This window comes from Bacillus cereus ATCC 14579 (genome assembly GCF_000007825.1).
GTDB lineage: Bacteria > Bacillota > Bacilli > Bacillales > Bacillaceae_G > Bacillus_A > Bacillus_A cereus.
On record NC_004722.1, the window covers coordinates 1,669,547 to 1,690,462 of the forward strand.

The following is a 20,916-nucleotide window of genomic DNA, read 5'->3' on the forward strand; positions in this document are numbered from 1 at the left end:
ATGGAGTGGATTGTGAGGTTACAACCCATATCTCTTATAATTGGAAGTCTATTTGGTTTTATGTTGATGAAACGAAAGATGAAGTGTCAAAATGTATCATATGAAAAAATGATGGATGCCGTAACAAATGCTTTTCTTATCATCGTATTTGTATGGAAGTTTGCACCAGCAATTTTAAATCCTGTATGGGCTTTTGGGGCGCCGGTGCAAGCAATATTAGCTATTGGAAGTATGCAACATATTGTAGTAGGATGCGTAATTGCGAGTGTATACATTGTTTGGAAAAGTAAAAAGGAACAATTTTTGCTTCGTATTTTACTTGATGTACTCCCTTTTGGATTGTGTGTGTGCATTATCTTTTATTTTCTATTCCATCATGAAGTAGGTGTACAAACGACACTACCATGGGGAATGAATATATATGAATCTAAATTTTTATATCATCCTATTTTCGTATATGAGATCATCCTTGCTCTTTGTATAATGGGCTTGTTATGGATGAAAAATGAAAGGCTCGGAAATGGAAAGAATATAAGTATTTTTCTAATTGTTGAGGGGTTTGCTCATATTATTATTTCGCTTGTTAGTGAACAAAATTCGGTTCTGTTTGGTCTATCAGCACAGCAAATAATGAGCTTTTGTATTATTAGTTTAGGGATTTTGTTGGTGCCTAAAAAATAAAAAATAGCCATTAACGGATATTCCCCGTACATGGCTATTTTTTTATTACATATATTAAAAAATCGGCGGAGTAACAGAAAATAAGACTACCGCATTTTTCTCAAAATGATTCACCCATTTATGCTTTAAATAAGCAGGTATCTTTACACTGTCACCAGTTTCTAATACGTATTCTTCCTCATTTAAATATAATGTGATTTTCCCATCTAAGACAAATGCTAATTCTTCTCCTTTATGTTCTAGCACATTTTCTGATGAAGCTGTATTAGGCGGGACGGTCATAATTGCTGTTGCTAAATTTCCAGTGAAATCAGGTGAAAGCATTTCATATGATAAATTATCAATAATCATTTTCTTTCGTTTATGGGAACGTACAATTAAATCGTCTGTATTTGTATCTTCAAGTAAAAAGCTAAATGTTGGCACATCAAGAGCTTTAGCAAGCACTTTTAATGTTTGGATAGAAGGGTTAGCGGACCCGCGCTCAATTTGACTTAACATTGATGGTGTAATATCGGCCATCTTTGCTAGTTCTTTACTAGTTAAACCTTTTTCTTTTCTTTGTTTTTCAATTTTTTTACCAATATCTATATTTTCCATAATGAAAATCTCCTTAATAATTATTAAATTATATTTAAATAAATTAAATTAAAATTAACTTAATGGGATTATTTGTGTTAAACTATATTAAAATTAATTTAATTATAATTTATTGTATGGTGAGCTACAAGGATATAAGGAGGAAACAAAATGAAAGAAATAGGGGCATTACAAGCAGAATATCCATTAGTGAATAAGCTTATTGCAACAGAAGAAGTATTTTGGATAAATCCAAACATAGAAAAGTATGAAACAGCAATAAAAGATTCACCACTTAATGAAGAGAATGTAAAAGATGCGGAAGAGAGATTAAAGCGTTTTGCACCATATATTGCGAAAGTTTTTCCTGAAACGAAAGGGGCGAACGGCATAATCGAATCACCTTTAGTGAAAATACCTTCTATGAAAGAAGCTTTAGAGAGAAAATATGAGCAACCTATTTTAGGAGAATTATTATTAAAATGTGATAGTCATCTTCCAATATCAGGATCAATTAAAGCTAGGGGCGGTATTTATGAAGTGTTGAAACATGCTGAGCAACTAGCATTGCAGCACGGAATGGTAACAGAAGAAGATAATTATTCCGTTTTAGATAGTGATACATGTAGAGAGTTTTTCTCGAAATATTCAATTGCAGTAGGTTCTACAGGGAATTTAGGACTTAGCATAGGGATTATGAGTGCGAATCTAGGTTTTAATGTAACTGTTCATATGTCAGCAGACGCAAAAGAATGGAAGAAAGATTTATTAAGAAGTAAAGGTGTAAACGTTATTGAATATGAAGATGATTATAGCAAAGCAGTAGAAGAAGGAAGAAGACAAGCGGATGCGGATCCTAGCTGTTATTTTGTAGACGATGAAAACTCGCATGATTTATTTTTAGGATACGCAGTAGCAGCATCACGATTACAAAAGCAATTAGAAGAGTTAGAGGTTGTAGTAGATGAAAATCATCCTTTATTTGTTTATCTTCCGTGCGGAGTAGGAGGAGGACCTGGCGGAGTAGCATTCGGTTTAAAGTTATTGTATAAAGATAATGTTCATTGTTACTTTGCAGAGCCAACACATTCTCCTTGTATGTTACTCGGCTTAATGACAGGCCTTCATGACAAAATTTCCGTTCAAGATATCGGAATTGATAATGTAACAGATGCGGATGGACTTGCGGTAGGAAGGCCATCTGGATTTGTCGGTAAAACGATGGAACCATTTTTGAGTGGGAATTACACAGTAAGCGATGAAGAGTTATATAGATTGTTAAAAGAGCTAGCTGATACGGAGAATATTTATTTAGAGCCTTCTGCACTAGCAGGTATGATAGGGCCAGTGAAAGTATGTAAAGAAGATGAGTATTTACAAAAGCTACAGTTAACAGAGAAGGTGAAAAAAGGTACTCATATTGTGTGGGGAACGGGTGGAAGTATGGTTCCAAACGATACAATGGATGAATATTATAGGAAAGGTTTGGAATTAACGATATAAGAAAAATGAGGCTAGTTGTAGCCTCATTTTTTCATGTACATAAAAATCTTTGTTATTTTCACAATAGTTCTTTATAGTATATATAAAGGATAACTAATATTGAATAAATACAACAAAAAGCTTTATTTTACATAATAAGAGGATGTGTATACGATGTCATTACAGACTAAATATATAGCGGGTATTTCACTTGGGGTTATGGGTGTCGGCTTTGCGGCTTCTATCCCTTTTCAAGGAACGATAGCTGGAGAGATTATACAAGGGGGATTTGAAGCTGGGTTAGTTGGCGGGCTTGCAGATTGGTTCGCAGTTACAGCATTATTCCGTCACCCGATGGGAATACCAATTCCGCATACAGCTTTGTTACCTAAAAATCGTAAACGAGTAACGAAAGGGCTCATCAATACGTTAGAAAATGAATGGCTGACGAAAGAAAGTATTACGAATAAAGTAAAAGAGATGCAGTTAGCACAAATGGTACTGCAAATTGCTGAGAGAGAAATGCAGTCTGATGCTGTGAAAAAGGGGATTGTAACGATTGCAGAGAAAGCAATTGTTACAATAGATACAGAAAAGTTAGCTGTTATTATTGAAAAAGAATTAAAAACATATTTGCATACAATTAATACAAGTAACATTTTACAAGTGCTTGTTGATCAATTAGTTGTGCAAGAATATGATGAGAAGACACTTGATTACATTTTAGTAAAAGTGAAAGATTGGACAGCGCAAGATGAAGCACGCTACCAGCTTGGAAGTTTAGGTATGAAGGCGATGGAAAATATAAAAGTAGATGGATTCTTACAGTTTACATTGAAATCGTTTATGAATATTGTAGATGAAGATAAAATTGGCGGCATTTTGCAGAAGTTTATTATTAGCAATATTAACAGCTTACAAGATGCAGATAATAGCACGAGACAACTTATATTAGCGAAAATTCGTCAAGAAATTATAAATGTAAAAGAAAATGAAGCGTTACTACAAGAATTAGAAAATTGGAAAGAAAAATGGATTGCCAATTGGAATGCTACTGACAAAATAAAAGAGATGCTAGAGCAAGTACAACAAAGAGCAGTTGCTTTTGTAAATAATGAAGAATTTGCTGATAAATATGTTATTCCATTTTTACAAAAACAAATGAACAAAATAAAAGAAGATGAACAAACTGTTCAAAAAATAGAGGAGTGGTTACAAAAGCAAGTTGTTACACTTGTGGAAAAAAACCATTCGAAAATCGGTAAGCTTGTACAAGAAAATCTTGATAAGTTAGATGATAAAACGTTAATCGAAATGATTGAAAATAATGTCGGTAAAGATTTGCAGTGGATCCGAGTGAACGGGGCGGTTTGCGGATTTATGATTGGATTAGTGTTAGAAGGAATTAAAGCGATTATATGAGAAAAACCTTCCGCAATTGCGGAAGGTTTTTTATTTTTCGAGAACACTCATATTCAAATTATAAGCTTTCTCAATATTTAACTTGTACGTGCCATTTCCAGTTTTAATCGAATTTTTATACCAATGTTCTTGGTTGTTTAATTCTGGATGTTCTTCTGAAGAAGTATTTTCGTTTTTCGTTAAATCTTCTACTTGTTCCCAAGGTGTGCTTCCGTGTGTTTCTTTTTGATTTGTTACTGCTGTTAAAGATACATCACTCTCTTTTGCAAGATGGACAGATACTCTTGAGCTTTCCTGTACAAACCAATTATTTTTGTAATTGACCTGGATAAAGAGATAGTTCGTTATTTGAAGCACGGATTTCCACATTTTTATTTTGCGGAAGAACAAGCGTTGGTTTCACCTGTGGTGCTGAATTAAATAACGTATGTTGAACAGGTAATGATTTTAAAGTGATATACATCGTTTCTCCAGCCGTTTGAACTGAAAGGAAATCATCTTGTTTTAAATTGAGTTTTTCATTTGCTTTCGTTGTCATTTCATAAGTTCCCAAAAGATGAATTTGATTTGTATTATTTCCCTCTATCGTTAGAGGTTGATGTCCCGCATCTACTACGATTTTTTTAATAGATTCAGGTATATCAAATTGTCCGTCTGGAATATTACTCGTTTGCCTCGTTGTGTTAATAGAGTGACGAACTTCTTCTAGTAATCCAGTTGATAATAAACAGTAAAAAGCAATTCCGACGCTTCCTAAAACACCGATAAAGAAAATACTAAAAATATCATATTTAATAAATGATTGTTCCTTCTTAGAAAATAGAAGGTATAGTAAAACTTCAGCTCCAAGTATGATAAGTAAAACTGGCCACCATGCAGTTAGTGTATCTAATACTTGAATTCCTTTTACGACTGAAAATAGTAAAAAGCACCCTAACGATATAATAGAAAGCCCCATTGAGAATGTTCCAACACGCCAAGTCCTCATTCGCTTGTCCCACCTTTGTTTTCTTTATTTCCAAGTAACAATTTAAAGCCGCCGCCAATTAAAAGGAGCGCAACGATAGATGTCTGGAAATAGCGATAATATAGTTCACTAAGATGAATATTAAATATAGTTACAAAATAATCATTCAAAATAGGAAGGACTGTTTGATTTAATAAATAATAACCACCGAGTGTAATTAATCCGATACCGATCCATCTTTGATGATTTATAAAATAATCGATAATGGGCTCGTCTTGTACTCGTTCTTTTCCGTATTTTGCTGTTTGCTGTAACGCATCAAAAAAGCTATAGAACCAAATGATTGGTACTAAAAATAAAAACGCAGAAAGTCTTAATAAGTCGAGTAAATAAATAGATAGTAAAAAGGCTGCCATAAGCTGAAGACCACGGCGTTGTAAACCTAAATACATATGACCTGCTCCAGGGAACATCGCTAAAATAGAAGCAAATGTTTTACTTTTCTTTCCTTGCTCTCGATGTTCTTCAAAATCTTCGAAAATAGTACGGTCAATTAATTGCTCGTCGCGTTCTTTTTTCTGTAGTTGCTGAACAACGTCAAAGAAATTATAAATCCATAAAACAGGTAACGTAATAAGAAAGATAAGGAAACTTCCTTGAGATGTTAATAATGTTACAAATATAATCATGCTGCCTAAGCCAGCGCAAGCGACTAAAAACGTAAGACCGCGTTGCATAAGTCCTAATTGGAAATGGCCAAGTCCAGGGATGATGGATAGGAGAATGATATAAAATCGTTCGCTCTCTTTAGAGGAATTTATCAATTCTCCAGCTTCTTGTTTTTTCGTTTGTTTTATAATGGTGATAACTAAATCTAGTAAGTTAATTACCCATAGAACAGCTAGTAAAAATAGAGAAAGAAAAGCAATATCACGTTCTCTTACTACTATGGTACAAAATACTGCAAAGGAGAATAGAAATAAAGATCCTCCGCTATATAAAATAAACCGTCCTAGCTTTTTTAAGTATAAATGTCCAAGCCCAGGAATTAGCCCTAATACAAGTGCTAAAAAGGGGTTTTTATTCATGCTTTAAACCTCCGTCCTTTTTTGATGTATCTACCGATTTGTTTACAATTTGTTGTGAGATAGAAGACTCGTTATGTTTTGAAGATTTCTCGAAATTTGATGTCGCTGTAAAAATATATTGGAATAAACCACTTACCATAAAAATAATTGTAGCTGCAGTCGCAATTATGTAGTGAATAATTGTGCGCTTTAGTGAGTTTGTTTTTATATTTTCATTAGGTTGTAGCGTTTCAAAATTAATTTGCGTCATAACTTCGTTCGTAAATGAATCATCATTTATCATTGGAAGGTTTTCATGTTGTTCATCAATACTTTCCATATAAAGTGTTAAACAATGATCACATTCGTAAAGATGTTCTTCCATAGATTCACGTTTATTGTTTTCTATAAAATCTAATGTATAATTGCGCCAATCTTCTTTTGAATAATGCATCATAGAAACTCTTCCTCCTTCCAATGTTTTTTAATCCATTTTCGTGCCCGATACAGTTTCATTTCGACTGTTTTTACTTCGATGTTTTCCTGTAAAGCAATTTCTTGATAACTTTTTTCTTCTAAGTAATGTGCGAGAACGACGTCACGGTAATTTTCGGGAAGTTCTCTCAGTTTTTGAGCAATGAGTAATTTCTGCTCTTTCGTCAATAATAAAGCCTCAATATTATGAGAGGACTTTATATTTTCCTCAGCTTCTTTACATAAGGAGAGTTCTTCACTTTCTCTAGCTTTCTTCCTCTTATAATCAATAGCGTGATTGGTGGCAATACGCGCCATCCACGTTTTTAATCCGCGAAATTGATAATTTGGGAGAGAGGTGTGAATTTTTACGAATACTTCTTGTGTAACATCTTTCGCATCTTCTTCATGTCTTAAAATAGAAAAGATAACTTGAAAAATATAATGACGATATGTTTGTACAAGGATACGAAAAGCATGCTCGCTTCCTTGCTGTGCTTTTTCAATTAATTGTTTTTCCTCAATGGGTCTCTCCCTCCTTTTTGACGCATTCTATTATATAGACGTAAAGAATGATAAGTCACCCTACACATATTGTAAAAAAAGAATAATATATTTTTTGCAGGAGAGCTAGATGAAAAAAGGTGTGAAAAAATGGTAAAGAGAAGTATATAATGAGCAAGTAGGAAATGTTACACGGAGAAAGGATGTGAATGTTAGTAGGGGAAGGGCCATACTAACAAACATGAAAATTAAAATATTAATAGCGGATGATAACTCTTTTATTAGAGAGGGCATGAAAATTATTTTAAATACATACGAAGAGTTCGAAGTAGTAGATACTGTAAATGATGGGGAAGAAGCTGTAGCATATTGTAAAAAGCATGAAGTTGATATTGCTCTTTTAGATGTTCGCATGCCAAATATGAACGGGGTAGAGGCGACGAAGTTCATTTGTGAAGAGACGAAAACAAAACCGCTTATTTTAACGACGTTTGATGATGATGAATATATTTTGGATGCAGTAAAAAACGGAGCGAAAGGTTATTTGTTAAAAAATAACGATCCGGAGCGTATTCGTGATGCGATAAAAGGAGTATATAACGGTCAAACTGTTATGCAAGATGTTGTCCTCGATAAAATTAAGTCTAATTTAATGGAAAGTAAAGAGGAAGAATGTAAAATTGATAAGAGCCTTTTCACAGAAAGGGAGCTTAGTATTATCGCATTAATTGCAAAAGGTTTCTCGAATAAAGAAATTTCGAAACAGCTTTTTATATCTGAAGGAACAATTGCAAATTATATTACGTCAGTTTTAGGGAAAACTGGACTTGAACATCGCACACAAATTGCGATTTATTACTTAACAGGGAAAGTAGATTAGTGATATGGAATTTTGGCTAACTGTAAGTAAATTAATTGTCTTTTTATATATTGTGTTTAGTTATATTTACGCAAATGTAGTAAATTTACCTTGGGTTATATTTACTTTACTTATTTACCTCTCTGTAAACGTAATGATTTCTATATTTAAAAAAGATACGTATAAAAAATTATTAATCTGTATGTCAATTGGCATAATTATGTTATTTACATGGAGGGTTCATCCATTTTTTATTTTGTTTTTACCTTTGAACTTATACGAAATTACATTCCATTACATAGAAAAGAATTGGCCACGCTTTGTTGTTATGATGCTCCCAATTACGATTGCAGATGAAAGTATTCGAATGACTTATGGATTAATTGTTGCATTTTCTTTTCTCGTTTTAACTATAGCAGATCGATATATATCGCGTGTAGTAAAGCTTGAATCGCAAAATGATAAGATGCGAAAAGATATGCAACGACTTACGAAAAGCTTACATGAAAATAAAGAGTACATAAGACAATCTGAATACACATTTAAGCTAGAAGAGAGAAATCGGTTATCGCAAGAAATTCATGATAAAATTGGTCACTCGATGACGGGTGCACTTATTCAAATGGAAGCAGCAAAAAGGTTAATGGAAATAGATAAAGAAAAATCTGCGGAGTTATTACAAAATGCAATTCACATTTCAAAAGATGGAATTGAAAGTATTCGCATTACATTAAAAAATATGAAGCCTCCAACTGAGCAAATTGGCATTCATCGTATGAAATTATTCATAGAGGAATTTGCCGGTAAGAATGATGTGAATATTCCTTTTGTATACAAAGGGAACTTAGATATGATTTCTCCCATTCAGTGGAAAATTATCGGTGAGAATGTTACAGAAGCACTAACAAATGCAATGAAATATGCTGATGCGACAGTTATTTCTATAGATATTCATGTACTTAACAAGATGGTTAAGGTGCAAGTGAAGGATAACGGAAAAGGGGTAGCTCTTGTTAAAAAAGGTCTCGGTATTATGGGGATGGAGGAGCGAACGGCGTCTGTAAACGGAAAAATTATTGTAGATGGGACAAGTGGTTTTTCAGTAACGATGTTGTTGCCAATATAAAGAGAATGGTACGAGGATGAACCATCTCATATGAAAAAAGTGAATATTCTCATGTGAAAAGAATGAACTTCTGCACTGAGCAGGTTCATTCTTTTTGTTTATACTAAAAGCAGAGAAACCGAAATAGGGGTGAAAATGATGAATACATTAGAAATTAAAAATTTAACGAAAAAATTTGGTAATTTCATCGCAGTTGATAATATGTCCTTATCTATTAAAGAAGGAGAAATATTTGGCTTTTTAGGATCAAATGGTGCTGGTAAGAGTACAACGATAAATATGATTGCTGGTTTGTTAAGAAGTAATGAAGGTGAGATTAGCATACTAGGAAAAAATATAAAGAAACATAATCGATTTGCGAAAATGAATATCGGTATTGTTCCGCAAGATATTGCGATTTATGAAGAGTTAACTGCCTATGAAAATGTGAAATTCTTTGCTGGATTGTACGGGTTACGAGGAGCCGAATTAAAAGCTAGGGTAGAGGAAGCTCTTAAATTTGTAGGACTTAGTGATAAACAGAAAAGCTATCCGAAGAACTTTTCTGGTGGGATGAAGCGAAGACTGAATATCGCTTGTGCAATTGCTCATAGACCGAAGTTAATTATTATGGATGAGCCGACAGTTGGAATTGATCCACAGTCAAGAAACTACATTTTGCAGTCAGTACGTAAATTAAATGAAATGGGAAGTACAATTATTTATACGAGTCACTACATGGAAGAGGTAGAAGAGATTTGTACGAAAATAGCGATAGTAGATCACGGTAAAGTAATTGCAGAAGGTACGAAAGAACAGTTAAAAGCAATTATTACTGACACGAAAGATATTTGGATTGAAGTGAAATCGGTAGAGAATTTAGATGTAGAAAAATTAAAAGAGATAAACGGTGTGAAAGCAGTTCAAATTGAAGAAAACGTAATTAAAGTGAATTCTGATGCAGGATTAAATAATTTAAATAAAATCATTCAACACTGTATCAATCATGATATTGAAATTCGTTCATTAGAGGAGCAGGCTCCCAACTTAGAAACAGTATTTCTTACCTTAACCGGAAGAAACTTACGAGATAAATAAAAGGTAAATGAAGAAAAGGTAAAGGGAGGTTCATCAATTGAACATCTTCAATATTGCAATTATGCACATTAAAAGAGAATTTAGAGACGTAAGAACTTTAGTTTTTATGTTAGCATTTCCGATTGTACTTATGCTTGTGTTAGGAACAGCGTTAAGTAATGCATTTAATAGCGATAGTCATACTATTAAAGATATACAAGTGATATACAAAGATGAAGCAAATGGTACGTTTTCTCAATCATTTGAAGCATTTGCAAAAGAAGTAAGTAAATCTGGTATTCACTTTAAGAAAGTTTCTGAAGAGGTAGATGGAAAAGAAAAAGTAAAACAAAACAAATACGCTGCGTATGTAGAATTGAATAAGGACGGGGTAAAGTTTTACGGAAGTGATAGGAGTAGTATTGAAAGTAGCATAGTTGAAGGAATGATGACTACATTTGTTGATAAGTACAATGTAGTAGTTGAGATTGAGAAAGTAGACCCTAGTAAAATTAGCACAATAATTCCGAATGGAGAACGTAATGAGTATATTAAAGAAACGGCATTACAAGCGACTAAAAAACCAGGTTCTATGGATTACTATGCAATTGTAATGACAACGATGGTTGCTTTGTATGGTGCGATGGGAGCAAGTAATTTAATTAGAGGCGAACGAATACGTAAAACAGGAGATCGTCTCATTGCTGCACCTATAACGAAAGCGGAAATTTTTATCGGGAAAATATTGGGTAATATGGTGGCGAATGCACTGTGCATACTACTTGTCGTTTTATTTAGTAAATTTGTTTTTCAAGCTAACTGGGGCGATCATCTTGGAGTTGTCTTACTTATTTTACTAACAGAAGTCCTTTTAGCAACTAGCTTCGGCCTCGGCATCGGATATATTACAAAAACAGGTGAAGCATCTAGAGCAATTATTTTAGTTATCGTACAACTAGCTTCTATTTTTGGCGGGGCATACTTCGTAGTAGAAGAAAATTTCGTTACGAATTTATCACCATTAACGTGGGCAAACACTGCCGTTATGAAAATTATTTATGCAAATGATGTAGGGGCGGCACTACCAGTCATCTCTTTAAATATCGGAATCTCAGCACTCTTTTTATTCATATCGATTATCGCATTACGCAGACGGGAGGGGCTATAGTATGAAAGATATTTTATGGCTTATGCAAAAAACATTATCAGTCCTTTTGAAAAATAAAAAAGGGTTACTCATTATTATTAGCTTGCCGATAATAGGAACGTTAATCTCCTTTTCAATATATGGAAATGCGGGGCAAGGGGCGTTAAATATCGGAGTTATAAATAAAGAAAATGAGTCGATAGCAAATGATACGGTGAAATTTTTAGAAGAAATCAATCATGTAAAAGTAAGTAAAGTGAAAGAATCTGAAGTAGAAGATAAACTCACTTCAAAAAAACTTGATGGAGTGATTACGTTACAGTCTGGTTTTTCAGAAAGTGTCCGAGAAGGAAAACCAAGCAATATTGAAATTTCATCGATTAAAGGTGATCAAGTAACAGCGTTTATTAAGTCATATTTGTACAATTATATTGATAATGTAGCAGCGATAAGTAAAGTAGCAGGAACAGATCAAAGTGCATTTGATACGATGTACGCAGGATATCAAAAAAGTTCATTTAAAGTGAAGACTGAGACGTTAGAAGATACTTCGAAAAATAAAGATATGACGAACCAAACCATGGGTTATCTTATTATGTTTATGTTATTTTCAGCAGTGAACTTATCAGGCTATATTTTAAAAGAAAAAGAGAATAGAACGTACTTTAGATTATTATCCACGCCGATAGATGGAAAGAAATTTATATTATCTAACGTCGGGGTAAATATGATTATATTAACAGTACAAATTATGATTACAATCCTATTCTTAACGAATGTTTTTCATACGAATATCAATATGCCCTTCATCGTTATGGTTGGTGTACTGATGATATTTGCTTTAATAGCGATTGGAATGTCGTTAGTAATTGTTGCTTTTTCAAAAAACTCATCATCGGCAAATGCGATGCAAAACATGGTCATTGTACCAACATGCTTACTAGCGGGTTGTTATTTCCCATATGACATTATGCCAAGTGCAGTACAAAAAGTAGCTAATTTTCTTCCGCAGCGCTGGTTGTTAGACACAGTATCGAAACTACAACAAGGAATACCATTCTCGGAGTTGTATTTAAACATTTTAATTTTATTCGCTTTCGCAATTGCATTCTTCTTAATTGCTATTTATAAGTTTGGAAGAAATAATGATGCGAGAAATTTTGTTTAATGTGAAAAGGATGTGACGTTAAGTCACATCCTTTTTTGTATGAAGCATGAAATCTAAATTTGAATGACAAAATAGAAAGGTGGAAAGAAAATGATCGGAAGGAAATCAAAATGATTAAAAAAATATTGCGAGTTACTTCTATTGCTATTGCTATTTTCGTTTTTATTTTAATTTGGGTTCATATTGACGTTACACTCGGAAGAAAAATGGAAGCCGGGAAAAACATGCCGACAGAGTATGCGCCTCATTATAGTGACTTTCAATTATATGTAGAAGGGAAGTCTTTTTATAAACAATTATTTACTGATATAAGTGAAGCGAAAAGCTCCATTTACACGTATTTCTTCATTTTGTCGGATGATAAAAGTAGCCATACTTTTTTAAACTTATTAAAAGAGAAGGCAAAAGAAGGAGTAAACGTCTATTTATCCGTTGATCGCATTAATGATTTATCATTTGAAAGAAAGATGAAAAATGAATTGCAGGAAAATGGTGTGCATTTTACATATAGTAGAAAACCTGAATTACCATTCGGCTTTTATTCTCTTCATCATCGTAATCATCGCCGTATTACGACGATTGATGGGGAGATTGGCTATACAGGCGGATTTAATATAGGAGATGAGTACTTAGGGAAAGATAAGCGATTTGGATATTGGCGTGATTATCATGTACGACTTAAAGGAGAAGGAGCAAAAGATTTAGAACAGCAATTCGCTTTAGACTGGAAACGAGATACGAAAGAAGAGATAAAGAGAAGTACGAATAAAGCTAGTAAAGGGAATACATTACATACTATGACTAGTTACAATGGGCATTACGTTGCTGAAAAATATATAGAGCTCATAAAACAAGCTCAGCACTCCATTGTAATTGCAACACCGTATTTTATAGCGAAAAATAAAGAATCTATGAATGCTTTAATCGCAGCACAAAAGCGTGGTGTTACAGTAAAAATACTTTGGTCATATAAACCAGATCTACCTCTTATAAAAGAAGCGGCGTATCCATACATACGTCAAGCTGTTAATAATGGGATTACTGTATATGGGTATAAAAAAGGAATGTTCCATGGTAAATTAATGCTTATTGATAATGAATTAACCGTTATTGGTACAACAAACTTTACTTCGCGTAGCTTCAATATAAATGATGAAATGAATTTTTATATTTATGGTGGTCCTATTGTAGGACAAGTTAATAAGGCGTTAACAGAGGATTTTCATGATTCGAAAGAAATGACGAAAGAGTTTTTTGAAAAGTTATCTTTTTGGGAGCGTTGTAAGGAGAAAGTGGCGGGATTGGTTGACTTCTATTTGTGATGATGAATTAGGAAAGGGTGCCTACAAAAGGCACCCTTTTTTGGTGGGAAATCATTATTTTTCATGCACCAGCATCGTAACATCATCATTAATCAACGTCCCCACATGTTCGCCTAAACATATTTTCTTCATGACACCAGGCTCATCAAAGTTAAAGACGTGTGCTGGTAAATTGTAGTCCCGGGCAAGCAGTAATGCCGCTTGATCCATGACTTGTATATTTTGTCTAACGACATCATTATAGTTTAGTTTGCTGTACATTTTTGCTGATTTATTATGCTTTGGATCACTTGTAAAGACGCCATCGACCCCTTGTTTTGCGACTAATATGGCATCACTATTCATCTCGATGGCTCTTTGTACACTTGGATAATCTGTCGTCACGAACGGTTGGCCGTTTCCGCCTCCAAAGATAACGATATAACCGTTATCTAAATGGTGGACTGCACGCAAGCGAATGTATGGTTCAGCTACTGCATTAAATGGAATGGAAGTCATAACGCGTACTTCTCTATTTGTTTTACTTGTTAAAACACCGCGAAGCATTAAGCTGTTAATGATTGTACCTAACGTACCGATATTATCAGCTTCTACTCGATCGATTCCCCATTCTTCAGCTAGATGCCCCCTAAAAATGTTACCGCCACCGATGACGATGGATACTTCGATACCTAAATCAACAATGGATAAAATTTCGTTTGCGATATGTTCTAATCGTTTGGAGTTAAAGCTATTTCCGGTTTGATCGGCAAGTGCACCGCCGCTTAATTTAATTAAGACACGTTTATATGGTCTCATAACAATTCCCCCTATATAGATCGCAATAAAAAAGGAACAAAGGCGAATGCCTTTGTTCCTTTTTAAGAAAATGAAAAAGAAAAGAAGAAGATAGGACGAATTGCTTTGTATAGTTTTTCATAACATCCACTCCTTTTCATTTTGATTTGTTTTAAGTATATATCTTTTTGATTATACGAAACAATCTGATTACTTATCAAGTTTATTTTATCGTTTTTTAACAAAATGGTGTCAATGAAAAAAAGAAGAAAAATATTTGAATTTTTTGTGACGAACTTGTAGGTTTTTGTATGATTTTGTAGGTTCGCTTATAAGATGTGTGAGTAGCTTTTATAAATTCAAATTGAAAGCGTTCGCATGAAGGGGATGAACATAAATGAAAAAATTCGGATTGGCAACACAAATTTTTGTCGCGCTTGTTTTAGGGATTGTAGTAGGGGCAGTCTTTTATGGCAATAAAACGGCGATTTCTTATATCACACCAATTGGGGATATATTTATTCACTTAATTAAGATGATTGTAGTACCAATTGTTATTTCAGCCTTAATTGTTGCGGTAGCTGGTGTAGGAGATATGAAAAAGCTTGGGAAACTGGGTGGTAAGACAATTCTTTATTTCGAAATTATTACGACGATAGCTATTTTAATGGGATTACTTGCAGCGAATATATTCCAACCAGGTACTGGTGTTGATATGAGTAATTTACAGCAAAGTGATATTTCTTCTTATAAACAAACAGCAGATGCAACGGAGAAGAAAGGTTTTGCTGAGACAATTGTTCACATTGTACCAAAAAACGTATTTGAATCGATTGCACAAGGTGACCTATTACCGATTATATTCTTCTCAGTATTATTCGGCTTAGGAGTTGCGGCAATTGGGGAAAAAGGAAAGCCTGTTTTTAACTTCTTTGAAGGCGTACTCGAAGCAATGTTTTGGGTTACAAATCAAGTTATGAAATTTGCACCATTTGGTGTATTCGCATTAATTGCCGTTACAGTTGCAAAATTTGGTGTAGCAACATTACTTCCGCTAGGAAAACTAGTGCTAGCTGTATACGTAACTGTTATACTATTCGTTGTGATTGTATTAGGTATTAATGCACGAATGGTTGGAGTAAACATTTTTACATTAATAAAAATTTTAAAAGAAGAACTGATTCTTTCGTTTACGACAGCAAGTTCAGAAGCTGTTTTACCTAATATAATGAGAAAAATGGAAGAGTTCGGTTGTCCAAAGGCAGTTGCCTCTTTCGTAATTCCGACAGGTTATACATTTAACTTGACTGGATCGGCTATTTATCAAGCGTTAGCGGCATTGTTTGTTGCACAAATGTACGGTGTGCACATGTCACTAACGGAGCAAATAACGTTATTATTCGTTCTCATGTTAACATCCAAAGGTATGGCGGGAGTTCCAGGTGCATCGTTCGTTGTTGTATTAGCAACGTTAGGTTCGATGGGGTTACCACTAGAAGGTATCGCGTTAATTGCGGGAATTGACCGCATTTTAGATATGATTCGCTCATCTGTCAATGTATTAGGAAATGCATTAGCGGCCATTGTTATGTCGAAGTGGGAAGGCGAATTCGATAATGAGAAAGCAAAACAATATGTAGAAACAGTCAAAGAAACAAAAGCAGCATAAGAAATCGTTAAGGAGTGAATAATCATGGCAACATTAACTGAAGTTAAAAATGGTGTTCGAATTGAAAAAGATTTTTTAGGTGAAAAAGAAGTACCAAACTATGCATACTACGGCGTACAAACAATGCGTGCAGTTGAAAACTTCCCAATTACAGGATACAAAATCCATGAAGGTTTAATTAAAGCGTTCGCAGTTGTAAAAAAAGCAGCAGCACTTGCGAATACAGATGTAGGAAGATTGGAATTAAACAAGGGCGGTGCGATCGCAGAAGCTGCTCAAGAAATTCTTGATGGAAAATGGCATGATCATTTCATCGTAGATCCAATCCAAGGCGGAGCGGGTACTTCAATGAACATGAATGCAAATGAAGTCATTGCCAATCGTGCGCTTGAATTATTAGGAATGGAAAAGGGAGACTATCATTATATTAGTCCAAATAGTCATGTAAATATGGCCCAATCAACAAATGATGCATTCCCAACGGCGATTCATATCGCAACGTTAAATGCATTAGAAGGCTTATTACAAACGATGGGTTATATGCATGATGTATTTGAATTAAAAGCAGAACAGTTCGATCATGTGATTAAAATGGGACGTACACATTTACAAGACGCTGTGCCAATTCGCCTTGGACAAGAATTTAAAGCGTACTCTCGTGTACTTGAACGTGATATGAAACGCATTCAGCAATCGCGTCAACACTTATATGAAGTGAACATGGGAGCAACTGCAGTTGGTACAGGCTTAAATGCAGACCCAGAATATATTGAAGCAGTTGTAAAACATTTAGCTGCAATTAGTGAACTACCACTAGTTGGTGCAGAAGACTTAGTAGATGCAACGCAAAATACAGATGCATACACAGAAGTATCTGCAGCACTTAAAGTATGTATGATGAATATGTCTAAAATTGCGAATGACCTTCGCTTAATGGCATCAGGTCCACGTGTTGGTTTAGCAGAAATTATGTTACCAGCTCGTCAGCCAGGTTCATCTATTATGCCAGGAAAAGTAAACCCTGTTATGCCAGAAGTTATTAACCAAATTGCGTTCCAAGTAATTGGTAATGACCATACAATTTGCCTTGCTTCAGAAGCAGGACAATTAGAATTAAACGTTATGGAACCAGTACTTGTTTTCAACTTACTGCAATCAATTAGCATTATGAATAACGGTTTCCGTGCCTTTACAGATAATTGCTTAAAAGGAATTGAAGCGAATGAAGATCGCTTAAAAGAGTATGTTGAGAAGAGTGTAGGAATTATTACAGCCGTGAACCCTCATATCGGTTATGAAGCTGCAGCTCGCGTTGCGAAAGAAGCAATCGCGACAGGGCAATCCGTTCGAGAACTTTGTGTGAAAAATGGTGTACTGTCACAAGAAGACTTAGAGTTAATTCTAGATCCATTCGAAATGACGCACCCAGGGATTGCAGGAGCAACTCTTTTAAAGAAAAATTAAAAGAAGAGGGGGGACAAGCCCCTCTTTTTTGTTTACAATATAGAAATGCTATATATGAATAGAGGTAGGGATGTTATGAGCAAGTTTACAGTAGCTTCTAATGGTGCATTAGAAACAACATTAAGAGGAGCAGAAGTATTATCAACACCACTTTTAAATAAAGGGGTAGCTTTCACACAAAATGAAAGAGAAGAGTTAGGTTTAAAAGGGTTATTACCGCCAGCGGTTTTAACGTTAGAAGAACAGGCACGCCGAGCATACGAACAATTTAGTTCTCAGCCGGATGATTTATTAAAGAATGTATACTTAACTGCGTTACATGATCGAAATGAAGTATTATTTTATCGTATATTAACAGATCATTTACGTGAAATGTTACCGATTGTATATACACCAACTGTCGGTGTAGCAATTCAAAGATATAGTCATGAATATCGTAAACCACGTGGCGTTTATTTATCAATTAACGATTCATCAGGTATCGAAGAAGCATTTACCAATATCGGTGCAACAGCTGAGAACATTGATTTAGTCGTTGTAACAGATGGAGAAGGCATATTAGGAATTGGTGACTGGGGCGTTGGTGGTATTAACATTGCAATCGGAAAACTAGCTGTTTACACTGCTGCAGTTGGAATCGATCCTAGCCGCGTATTACCGGTAATTTTAGATGTAGGTACAAACCGTGAGGAACTATTAAACAATCCATTTTATATTGGAAATCGTCACCCTCGTATAACAGGTGAAGCTTACGATGAATTTATTGATACGTTTGTACAAGCGGTAAACAAACAATTCCCGAAAGCACTTTTACATTGGGAAGACTTTAGCTCTCGTAACGCACGAAAAATTTTAGATAAATATCGTCATGATGTTTGTACATTTAATGATGATATTCAAGGTACAGGTGCAGTTTCACTTGCGGCAGTATTATCGGCAGTGAAAGCTTCTGGTGTACCGCTAAGTGAACACCGCGTTGTTGTATTTGGTGCTGGTACGGCTGGAATCGGTATCGCAGATCAAGTTAGAGATGCGATGGTCCGCGTAGGCGTATCTGAAGAAGAATCATATAAGCGTTTCTGGTGTATTGATCGTAACGGGTTAGTTACAGATAATATGGAAGATCTTCTTGATTTCCAAATTCCGTACGCAAGAAAAGAAGCAGAAGTAAGTGAGTGGAAAGAAAATGATGTGATCGGACTTGCTGAAGTTGTGAAACATGTAAAACCGACAATTTTAATTGGTACATCTACTGTTGCAGGTGCATTTAAAGAAGAGATTATTAAAGAAATGGCTTCTCACGTAGAAAGACCAATCATTTTACCAATGTCGAATCCAACGCCACTTGCTGAAGCAAAACCAGCAGATTTAATCGAGTGGACAGAAGGAAGAGCGTTAGTTGCAACAGGAAGTCCATTTGAACCAGTTACATATAACGGTGTAACGTATGTGATTGGACAATCAAATAATGCACTTATTTTCCCAGGGCTTGGTCTTGGAACAATTGTAGTACGAGCAAGCGTCATGACGGATGGAATGTTCGCAGCGGCTGCTGAAGCAGTTGCAAGTATGGTAGATACAAGTCAGCCAGGAGCACCTATTTTACCAGAGGTCGAAGAATTACGTAATATCTCAGAAATGGTTGCAATTGAAGTAGCGAAAGTTGCAGTTGCAGAAAGTGTTGCAAGAGTGAACTTAAGTGATAACGATATCAAGATGGCAGTGCAAGAAGCAATGTGGAAGCCCAGAGTATCGCCAAATAAAAGCGGTAGAAAAGGTTAGAATATAGAAAAAAAGCCCGTTTATAACAATAAGCGGGCTTTCACTTTTACTACTGAAAAAAAGTATAGGAAGTGTCACCTTTGAATTGGAATCAATTATGGAAGAAAGATATGTCCCTTTTAATTATATTAATGGTCGTTGTTCCGATTGCTGGGGAGCTGAACTTTCATCCCTTTAATGATACGTTTCGAGTTAGCTTCGGTACACCGCTATTCTTCTTTTTATTATTATTTTTAAGAAGAGTACCAGCAGGAGTTGCAGGTATTCTTGTTGGTATATCTGTAGTCTTATTCCGAGTATGTCTTGACTGGATTATGCAAGGTTCATTTCATATGACAGAATCATTTTATTTGCGTTATCCTGTGTTCTTCTATTATTTTATTTATGGCAGTTTTTTTTCGCTTTGTAGGGTAAATAAATTCCATCAGAAACCAATCATTATTGGATGCCTTGGAATTTCAATTGAAATTGTTGCAAGTATGTCAGAACTTGCGTTTTATCACATGTTAGTACTAGGTACAACAATAACGATTTCTGAAGTGAATAAACTTATTATTATTGCTATTTTTCGTAGTTTCTTTGCACTTGGTTTTTTAAATATGATGAATTTATATGAAACGAAATTAAAAGAATCGCAAGTTCGAAAAGAAAATGAAAATATGTTAATGCATCTTTCTAATTTATATGTGGAATCTGTTCATTTGAAAAAGACGTTACAAAATGCGGAGTTAATTACACAAGAAGCATATCAACTATATCGAAATTTACAAGTAAGCGCTGATTCAAGTAGTAAAACAGCATTGAAAATAGCGGGGGAAGTGCATGAAATAAAAAAGGATAATCAAAGGATATTTGCAGGATTATCTAAACTGTTATTAGATAAAAATGTGGCTGAATATGTAGAAGGACATGAGTTAGCAGAGATGATTGTTAGAATAAACGAGAAGTATGCTGAAATGCTAGAAAAGGATATACGTTTTTCTAAACATATAGAAGGTGAGCATGCTGCATACCACGTGTATACAGTTCTATCAATTTTTAATAACCTCGCTGCAAATGCAGTTGAAGCAATTGAAGATAAAGGTGTCGTTATTATTAAGCTATATAAAAGAGATCAACATATATTTTTTGAAGTAATTGACGATGGACCTGGTATTGCACAAAAGTATAAGAAATTAGTATTTAAGCCAGGATTTACTTCCAAGTATGATCAAACGGGAACACCGTCAACTGGTATTGGGCTTTCTTACATAAATGAAATGGTAACAGAGCTAGGCGGAGAAGTGAGATTAGAAGGCCGAGAAAATAAAAGAGGATGTAAGTTTATCGTTTGTTTACCAGAGGGTAGTTTAAAGCGGGAAGGGGAATAG

Annotated in this window: 17 protein-coding genes and 2 pseudogenes; 13 read left to right on the top strand and 6 right to left on the bottom strand. The window is 34.7% G+C overall.

Annotated elements, in window-relative coordinates:
• Window positions 1–681, top strand: coding sequence for a prolipoprotein diacylglyceryl transferase family protein (locus BC_RS08595; RefSeq protein ID WP_000454842.1), 681 nt, complete (start codon window positions 1–3; stop codon window positions 679–681).
• A 54-nt stretch (window positions 682–735) separates the two neighbouring features.
• Here the strand turns inward: BC_RS08595 and BC_RS08600 are convergent, their stop codons facing one another.
• Window positions 736–1,281: a helix-turn-helix domain-containing protein gene (locus BC_RS08600; RefSeq protein ID WP_000427638.1), complete on the bottom strand. Its 546-nt coding sequence runs from the start codon at window positions 1,279–1,281 to the stop codon at window positions 736–738.
• A gap of 150 nt (window positions 1,282–1,431) precedes the next feature.
• On the opposite strand from BC_RS08600, the gene BC_RS08605 reads away from it, so the two are divergent.
• Window positions 1,432–2,763: a D-serine ammonia-lyase gene (locus BC_RS08605; protein ID WP_000658539.1), complete on the top strand. Its 1,332-nt coding sequence runs from the start codon at window positions 1,432–1,434 to the stop codon at window positions 2,761–2,763.
• Between the two features lie 153 nt (window positions 2,764–2,916).
• Window positions 2,917–4,164, top strand: coding sequence for a DUF445 domain-containing protein (locus tag BC_RS08610; RefSeq protein ID WP_000058301.1), 1,248 nt, complete (start codon window positions 2,917–2,919; stop codon window positions 4,162–4,164).
• Between the two features lie 30 nt (window positions 4,165–4,194).
• On the opposite strand, the pseudogene exsE reads toward BC_RS08610, so the two are convergent.
• From exsE to BC_RS08630, 4 genes and pseudogenes are all read right to left on the bottom strand, one after another.
• A pseudogene (gene exsE, locus BC_RS08615) lies at window positions 4,195–5,152 on the bottom strand (exosporium protein ExsE).
• Window positions 5,149–6,219 carry a hypothetical protein gene (locus BC_RS08620; protein WP_001039115.1) on the bottom strand — a complete coding sequence of 357 codons (1,071 nt, stop codon included), beginning with the start codon at window positions 6,217–6,219 and terminating at the stop codon, window positions 5,149–5,151. The pseudogene exsE and the gene BC_RS08620 overlap by 4 nt, the downstream one beginning before the upstream one ends.
• Window positions 6,212–6,655 carry a hypothetical protein gene (locus tag BC_RS08625; protein WP_000972341.1) on the bottom strand — a complete coding sequence of 148 codons (444 nt, stop codon included), beginning with the start codon at window positions 6,653–6,655 and terminating at the stop codon, window positions 6,212–6,214. Before BC_RS08625 ends, BC_RS08620 begins: the two co-directional genes overlap by 8 nt.
• The gene (locus BC_RS08630) at window positions 6,652–7,197 is read right to left on the bottom strand and encodes an RNA polymerase sigma factor (RefSeq protein WP_256737415.1); all 546 of its coding nucleotides are present in this window, start codon (window positions 7,195–7,197) and stop codon (window positions 6,652–6,654) included. The genes BC_RS08625 and BC_RS08630 overlap by 4 nt, the downstream gene beginning before the upstream one ends.
• 220 nt (window positions 7,198–7,417) lie before the next feature.
• On the opposite strand from BC_RS08630, the gene BC_RS08635 reads away from it, so the two are divergent.
• From BC_RS08635 to BC_RS08660, 6 genes are all read left to right on the top strand, one after another.
• Entirely contained in the window at window positions 7,418–8,056 is a 639-nt protein-coding gene (locus tag BC_RS08635) for a response regulator transcription factor (protein WP_000694093.1), read from the top strand.
• 4 nt (window positions 8,057–8,060) lie between these two features.
• Window positions 8,061–9,161, top strand: a complete 1,101-nt coding sequence (locus BC_RS08640; protein ID WP_000397690.1) for a sensor histidine kinase — start codon at window positions 8,061–8,063, stop codon at window positions 9,159–9,161.
• A 138-nt stretch (window positions 9,162–9,299) separates the two neighbouring features.
• A complete protein-coding gene (locus BC_RS08645; RefSeq protein ID WP_001093845.1) occupies window positions 9,300–10,238 on the top strand; it encodes an ABC transporter ATP-binding protein in 939 nt (312 codons plus the stop codon).
• A 37-nt stretch (window positions 10,239–10,275) separates the two neighbouring features.
• Window positions 10,276–11,385 (top strand): ABC transporter permease, encoded by a 1,110-nt coding sequence (locus tag BC_RS08650; protein WP_001020162.1) that lies wholly within the window; start codon window positions 10,276–10,278, stop codon window positions 11,383–11,385.
• Window position 11,386: 1 nt separating this feature from the next.
• The gene (locus tag BC_RS08655; RefSeq protein WP_000651900.1) at window positions 11,387–12,532 is read left to right on the top strand and encodes an ABC transporter permease; all 1,146 of its coding nucleotides are present in this window, start codon (window positions 11,387–11,389) and stop codon (window positions 12,530–12,532) included.
• Window positions 12,533–12,642: 110 nt separating this feature from the next.
• Window positions 12,643–13,854 (top strand): phospholipase D-like domain-containing protein, encoded by a 1,212-nt coding sequence (locus BC_RS08660; RefSeq protein WP_000591900.1) that lies wholly within the window; start codon window positions 12,643–12,645, stop codon window positions 13,852–13,854.
• 54 nt (window positions 13,855–13,908) lie between these two features.
• Here the strand turns inward: BC_RS08660 and pyrH are convergent, their stop codons facing one another.
• A complete protein-coding gene (pyrH, locus tag BC_RS08665; RefSeq protein ID WP_001248059.1) occupies window positions 13,909–14,652 on the bottom strand; it encodes a UMP kinase in 744 nt (247 codons plus the stop codon).
• 376 nt (window positions 14,653–15,028) lie between these two features.
• Between pyrH and BC_RS08670 the strand changes: the two genes are divergently transcribed.
• From BC_RS08670 to BC_RS08685, 4 genes and pseudogenes are all read left to right on the top strand, one after another.
• Complete coding sequence (locus tag BC_RS08670; protein WP_000713291.1) at window positions 15,029–16,300, top strand: cation:dicarboxylate symporter family transporter; 1,272 nt, start codon at window positions 15,029–15,031, stop codon at window positions 16,298–16,300.
• A 24-nt stretch (window positions 16,301–16,324) separates the two neighbouring features.
• On the top strand, window positions 16,325–17,764 hold the full coding sequence (gene aspA / locus BC_RS08675; protein ID WP_000224190.1) for an aspartate ammonia-lyase: 1,440 nt from the start codon (window positions 16,325–16,327) through the stop codon (window positions 17,762–17,764).
• A 75-nt stretch (window positions 17,765–17,839) separates the two neighbouring features.
• A pseudogene (gene malS, locus BC_RS08680) lies at window positions 17,840–19,553 on the top strand (oxaloacetate-decarboxylating malate dehydrogenase).
• A 64-nt stretch (window positions 19,554–19,617) separates the two neighbouring features.
• Window positions 19,618–20,916, top strand: coding sequence for a sensor histidine kinase (locus tag BC_RS08685; protein ID WP_002195356.1), 1,299 nt, complete (start codon window positions 19,618–19,620; stop codon window positions 20,914–20,916).